General features: G+C 64.1%; 5 protein-coding genes. All 5 read right to left on the reverse strand.

Annotated elements, in window-relative coordinates:
- On the reverse strand, window positions 1–790 hold a 790-nt coding region (locus A2J03_RS17465), incomplete at its 3' end, for a beta-ketoacyl synthase N-terminal-like domain-containing protein (protein ID WP_197480839.1).
- 44 nt (window positions 791–834) lie between these two features.
- Window positions 835–2,733 (reverse strand): long-chain-fatty-acid--AMP ligase FadD32, encoded by a 1,899-nt coding sequence (gene fadD32, locus A2J03_RS17470; protein WP_068376298.1) that lies wholly within the window; start codon window positions 2,731–2,733, stop codon window positions 835–837.
- A 213-nt stretch (window positions 2,734–2,946) separates the two neighbouring features.
- Window positions 2,947–3,966 (reverse strand): LLM class F420-dependent oxidoreductase, encoded by a 1,020-nt coding sequence (locus A2J03_RS17475; RefSeq protein WP_068376300.1) that lies wholly within the window; start codon window positions 3,964–3,966, stop codon window positions 2,947–2,949.
- A 177-nt stretch (window positions 3,967–4,143) separates the two neighbouring features.
- Entirely contained in the window at window positions 4,144–5,112 is a 969-nt protein-coding gene (locus A2J03_RS17480) for a cutinase family protein (RefSeq protein ID WP_068376302.1), read from the reverse strand.
- Between the two features lie 12 nt (window positions 5,113–5,124).
- Entirely contained in the window at window positions 5,125–5,667 is a 543-nt protein-coding gene (locus tag A2J03_RS17485) for a DUF732 domain-containing protein (protein WP_068376304.1), read from the reverse strand.
- Between the last annotated feature and the right edge of the window lie 231 nt (window positions 5,668–5,898).

Consider the following 5,898-nt stretch of genomic DNA (forward strand, 5'->3'; position numbering starts at 1 on the left):
TCGACGTTCCGGTCAGTGCATACGGGTGCGCGTTGGGGTCGCTGACGGCGAGGAGCTGGTAGTCGTTGGACGAACTACCGATGAAAACACCAACCTGGGCGCCCTTGACGGAGCTGGCGGGGATGCGAGCATGCTCGAGCGCCTCCCAGGTGAGCTCGAGCGCAAGCCGCTGCTGCGGGTCGACGTTGACGACCTCGTTGGGCGACATCGCGAAGAATTCGGCGTCGAACGTCTTGACGTCGTCGAGGTAGCCACCCTTGGTGACCGTAGCGTCGACGGCTGCCTTGATCGCGGGATCGGAGGTGAACTCCTCCCAACGTCCCTCGGGCAGATCGACGATGCCGTCGCGACCCTCGCTGAGCAGGGCCCACATCTCTTCGGGAGTCGAGCCTGCGCCCGGGAAGCGGGTGGACACACCGACGATGGCGATGTCGTGCGATTCGGCGTGCGCGTTTCCACGCAGGTAGAAGGCGTCGTCGACGTCGTCGGCCGGGGTGTCGGGCTCGCCTTCGATGATGATCTTCGCAAGCGAGGCAATGGTCGGGTGCTGATATACGACCGTCGCGGTCAGTGTGACACCGACAAGTTCCTCGATCTCACCGCTCAGAGCCACAGCGTCGCGCGAGGAGAGTCCGAACTCTTCCATCGGACGGTCGTCTGAGATCAGGTCGGCCGATTGGCCGGTCGCCTCCGCCACCCAGTTCCGCAGCCAGTCGCGGAGCTGGGCGACGGTCATGTCCGCGCCCTCGGCTTCGACAGGTTCGATGTTGTCAGTTTCTTGTTCAGCCATCACTCACCAAGTTACGTGTCGAAGGAGTACGGGACGCGCAGACGTCAGTCGGGCAGTTCCGCGTCAGGGAACGCGGTCTGCTGGTAGCCGCCGCGCAGGGTGCCCTCGATGTAGGCGGCCTTGCACGCGCGGCGCGCGATCTTGCCGCTGGAGGTACGGGGGATCGAACCGGCCGGGACGAGCAGGACATCGCGGACCGTGACGCCGTGTCGGGCGGAGATCGCGGTGCGGACCACGTCGGCGATGGGCTGCGGATCGGCCTTGCCTGCTCCGGGCGCACGCTCGGCGACGATGACCAATTGTTCCGAGCTGTCCTCGGGATCCTTGGTCAATGCGGCTCCACTGAACTCGAAGACTATGTCCGGGAGCTGGTTGAGCGGGACGGCAAACGCAGCGACGAAGCCTGGGCGCAGGGCCTTGCTCGACTCTTGTGCCGAGAACTCCAAGTCCTGCGGGTAGTGGTTGCGGCCGTCGACGATCACGAGGTCCTTGACGCGTCCGGTGATGTAGAGCTCGCCGTCGTGGTAGACGCCGAAGTCGCCGGTACGCATCCAGTTGCCGCCCTCGGGAGCGCCTTCGGCATGCGAACCCGCGGGGTTGCGGTGTACGAGCTTGTTGTGGAAAGTCTCGGAGGTCTCGGTCTCGCGGCCCCAGTAGCCCTTGCCGATGTTCTCGCCGTGCAACCAGATCTCGCCGACGTGCTCATCTGCAACCTCGGTGGCGGTCTCGGAATCGACGATGGCAGCCCACTGGCTACGCGCGACGGTTCCGGTGGACACCTGAGGGATGGCACCGGGGGCGTCGGGAGCGACAACCACGAACTTGCCTGCGTTCAGCTCGACGCGGTCGACGTAGACCACCTTGGCCTCGTCGGCGTGCTTGTTGGTCGAGACGAACAGTGTTGCCTCGGCCATACCGTAGGACGGCTTTATGGCGGACTTCGGCAGACCGTACGGGCCGAAGGCGTCGTTGAACTTCTTCATGGAAGTCGTGGTGACCGGTTCACTGCCATTGATGAGACCGATGACGTTCGACAGATCCAAGCTCTCGCCGCTCTTCGGCAAACCGCGCTGGGCGGCATGCTCGAAGGCGAAGTTCGGGGCCGCAGCGAAGGTGCCTGCTCCGTCGGAGACTGCGGCGAGTTCCTTGATCCAGCGCCACGGACGCTGCACGAACGCGCGCGGGCTCATGATGGTGATGTACTTGCCGCCGAGCGCCGGGAGGATGACGGTGAGCAGGCCCATGTCGTGAAACATCGGCAACCAGGTGACGCCGCGAGAGTCATGGTTGATCTCCATGCTGTCGACCATCTGCAGGGCGTTGACGCCCACCGCGCGGTGGGTGATCTCGACACCGGCGGGTGTGCGCGTCGAACCGGAGGTGTACTGCAAGTACGCGATGTCGTCGAGGTCGGCTTTCGGCTCGACCCAGGTCTCGCCGACGCTGTCGGGAATCGCGTCGACGGCGATGACACGAGGGCGCTGTGCCGCGGGGAGCGCACGGAAGAAGTTGCGGACGCCTGCAGCGGAGCTGGTTGCGGTGAGGATGGCCGTGGGCTGGCAGTCGCCGAGCACCGCGTGCAGCCGATCGGTGTGGCCGGGCTCGTCGGGATCGAACAGCGGAACGGCGATGGTGCCTGCGTAGATCGCACCGAAGAACGCGACGACGTAATCCAGGCCCTGAGGCGCCAGGATTGCCACCCGATCACCGGGCTTCGTCACCTGCTGCAGCCGCGCTGCAACAGCACGGAGACGGGTGCCGAACTGGGCCCACGTCAGCTCGTGTGCCTCGCCGTCGCGTTCGCGGGAGTAATCCATGAACCGATATGCCAGCGTGTCGGCATTCTTGGCAACGTTCACCTCGACGTGGCGTACGAGAGTCTTGCCCTCGCCAATGGTGATGTGGCCGTTCTCATCGATGTAGTCATCGAATGTGTGGCTCATTGTGTTCAATCTCCTCCGACGGTGTGCGTTGTGCCGCGCTCCGAAAGCTGGCACCCCGGATCAGCGAACTCGCGCACCGACATCTCTTCGACTCACGTTCGCGCCGAGCGGGGTGAATATTACTAGCTGGTAGCTATCCAAATGATCAGTTCGAGCTGTCCCCACCATGCTCCACCGTGCTCCGGCGAAACTTTGCGGCGACACGTACTTCGGTCACTCGCCTTTCAACAGCTCGATGACCGGAGCGAACGCTTCCATCTGTGTGGGGAAAACCCCGACATAGGACATCGTCGTTTTCGCGCGAACGTTACGGATCTGATCGGCGATTTCGTCGTATGTCCCTAATGCCAGATATGGGGACGTCAGAATATCCTCGACGCTCAACTTCACGTCGACGTCGACATTGGGCGGATATCCGTTGTCGAGCGCTGCAAGTGCCATTTCCGCCATCTGCTCGCGGTCGTCGGTGACGACGATGGTGGTGATGGCCCAGTTCAGCTCGATCTCGTCGAAACGATCGCCTGCAGCCTTGCGGATGAGCTCGACACGTTCGAGGGTCTTCTCCAGTGTCATTCCCGACAGCTGAAGCTTGCCCTCCTTCGTGGTGCTCGGTACGACGGAGATGATGTCCGCGTACTTGGCGGCGAGCGCCAGCATGCGCGGACCGCCACCGCCGACGCAGATCGGCGGACGCGGACCCTGTCGCGGGCGTGGGCTGCCCTTGAGTCCGGTGATGGTGAAGTGCTTACCCTGGAAATTGCATTCCTTGCCACGCAGCAACGTGTCGAGGATTTCCAGGCTCTCCGCCAACTTCTCGATGCGGATACCTGGCCGGTCGTACACGATCCCGGCTTTGTCGTACTCGTCGCGCATCCAGCCCGCGCCGAGTCCGAGTTCCAGCCGGCCACCGGACAGTACGTCGATGGTCGCAGCGTCTTTGGCCAGAATCGCCGGGTGCCGGAAACCGTTGGCGAGAACTGCGGTACCGAGCCGAATCTTGTCCGTCGCCACTGCCAGCGCACCGAGCGCCGCGATCGGCCCGACCTGGTTGCCCAGATGATCCGGAATCATGAAGCTGTCGTAGCCGAGTTCCTCTGCCTGCTGCGCCAGCTTGATGAACTTACGCGCTCCGCCCTCTTCTGCGTTGCCCTCCCCGCCTGCGGCGAAACGGAACTTACGCAGCGCCGTCACATGCCCTTCGGCGGGCAGATCGGGGGCCTGGGCGGAACTCATGAATAGGTCTCCTCGGTGCAGGTGCGGCTGGTTTCCAGCGCCTTTCGAGCCTGGGTCAAGGCGCCACTCTATCTGCTCGCCACGTGGGAATACACTTTGCGGGGTCCACTGACAGCACCTTTGTGGCCAATACCCAGTTGCCCCGAGGGGGCCTTGTGAGAACTACATGGGTGTTCTCTAGGGGTGCGCAATCTCCGGCGCCGACGAAATCAGCCCCGCCGCCCAACCTGCGGTCCACTGGGTCGTGGTGGTCCCTGCGTCGTCGACCACGAACGTGTTGTACGACGCGTGCACTGGATTCCCCGCCGCACCGGCGAGTATCCCGATGCTCTGCGGGATGTTGCGGAGCGACAGTCCTTCCGATGGTGCCGCACAGATGAGATCGCCTGCGGCACATATCTGATTGACCTTCTCGTCGAGCGATCCGAAGCCACCCTGCCGCGGTCCGGTCATGGTGATTCCGGGCAGATCGAGACCACCCAGAGCAACCTCGGCACCGACGCCGTCGACCGGCGGTCCGATGTCGACGCCGGACGTACCGTCCCGACGTCCGTCGGCGATCAGCGTGACGCCGAGGACCCTCTCCGCAGCCACCGGTCCGTTGCCCGAACCGATCTCTGCGGCGATGTCGCCTGCGATCACTGCGCCCTGCGAGAAACCGACGAGGACGTAGTTGGTCAGTGGGCAGTGATCGCTGACGCGAGCCAGCTCGGCCTTGGCGACCGCCGCGCCCTCGGTTCGACTGTTGTTGTACGACTGCTGACCGTCGGGCGGGAGCGCAATGGGGTTCGAGAACTGCGCAACGTACGGAACGGTGTACACACTGGCCCGGCTCGGGTCGAATTGCGCCTGCAGAGGCTGGGTCACGTTCAACAGCAAAGACACCGGGTTGGCGGTCGGGTTGTATGGATCGTCTCCGGCAGCCGACTCCCAGGTGCCGGGAATCGCAATGACGGAAACATCGGCACAATCGGCGGGCTGCGACTGCGGCTGGTCGGGCCCCGGCTCGAGCGGCGGGGACGGAACCTGCTGTGGTAGGCGCCCTGCCAGCAGGTACCACAGCGCGACGATGATCAGCCCGAGTACGACTACAACCGCGAGAAGTTTCGGTAGTAGTCGCCGCTTGCGCTTGGTGGAGTTGGCCATATCAGAGAACCATCAAGCCTTGCACAGTGTGTTCTGAGCCGCCGTGATGTAGACCTGCGCGGTCTCTCCTGCCTGCTCAGCGGTCATCTGAGTGCCGGAGGCGCTGGCTTCGACGCCGACATTTGCCGTCACGAACGTCGAAATCTCGTCCGCCGGGACGCCCTGTGACTGTGCCGAGCAGATGTACGTAGCCGTGGAGATCGCAATCTCACCGTTGCCCGCAACGGTGACGCCGTTCTTGTCCAACTCGTCGAGGAAGGCCTGGCCACGATCGTCCACGGGAGCTTCGGTCGGTCCGGGGAAGCCCTCGGGAACCGGCTGCGGCTGCTCGGGCGGCGCAGTGGCTGCATCCCCCGGGCTCGTCGTCGGCGCCGCCGAGGCGGCCGACGTCTCCGTCGTCGACTCGGCCGTCGTCGTTGCCGCGGCAGTGGTGTTCGACGTCGTCGACGGCGATCCTGTGGCTGTCGAGTCGTCGCTGCCGCACGCGACCAGAAGGCCACCGGCGGCGACGCTCAGTACTGCCAGGGACAGTGTCCGGGCAAGAGAAGTTCGCATCATCAGTCCAGTCGTTCGGCGTCGAAGGTCATCGGGGACGGTACAGCGACCCGCTGAGAACAATCTGAGCAGACTCCCAGCGGGCTTTCACGATCACGGCGCGATGGTGACCTTCCCGTCCTTCACCGTGATGATGCCGAACTGGAAGTTCTGCTGGATTCCGCCGCCGTCCATGTCGAACTGATCGCTCGTGATGTAGCCGAGTCGGCCACCTTCGTAGCCCACGCTCTT

This window comes from Rhodococcus sp. EPR-157 (assembly GCF_001647195.1).
Taxonomy (GTDB): Bacteria; Actinomycetota; Actinomycetes; order Mycobacteriales; family Mycobacteriaceae; genus Rhodococcoides.